Annotated in this window: 1 protein-coding gene; it reads right to left on the bottom strand. The window is 51.5% G+C overall.

Translation table 11 applies throughout. The features are described 5' to 3' along the window. Positions 1–581: DDE-type integrase/transposase/recombinase (locus E9531_RS17375; protein WP_136575025.1), on the bottom strand; the 581-nt coding region annotated here is incomplete at both ends.

Raw genomic sequence — 581 nt, forward strand, 5'->3', positions numbered from 1 at the left:
TGTCAATTCCCTGACGATTATTAGGTTTGAATTTGAACAGCTCAGGCGTGCTCTCGTACCACTCTTTCATCGCATTGATCGGCGATTTGGCATCTAAAGCTCGCTGCGGGAACTGGTGGTTGTAGAGGTGTACGTAGCGTGTGAGGGTACTCTGCAAATCCTCGCTGTCATGGAAATGGTGGCTCTTGAGTACCTGACTGATGCGGCCATTGAAACGCTCAACCATGCCGTTCGTTTGCGGTGAGCGCACAGGCGTCAAACGGTGCTCAATGCCCAGTTCTTGGCAGAGCTGATCAAACTCATGCTCTCCAGTGGGCTGCCTGCCCTGTTCTGAGCGCTTGCCTGAGAACAACCTGTCAGTGAATTCCTTGCCGTTGTCGGTGAGGATTTTGCGAATGTATAGCGGACAGGCTTTGTCCAATGCCTTGAGAAAGGCTTTGGCATTGGCTGCTGTCTTGCTGTTTTTGATCTGCACAAACACCCACCGCGTAGCGCGGTCAATGGCCACAAATAGGTAACTTCTGCTGGCCTCATCCTGCATTTGAGGTAAGTATTTGATGTCCACATGCACATAGCCAGGC

It is taken from the genome of Lampropedia puyangensis, from assembly GCF_004833285.1.
Taxonomy (GTDB): domain Bacteria; phylum Pseudomonadota; class Gammaproteobacteria; order Burkholderiales; family Burkholderiaceae_C; genus Lampropedia; species Lampropedia puyangensis.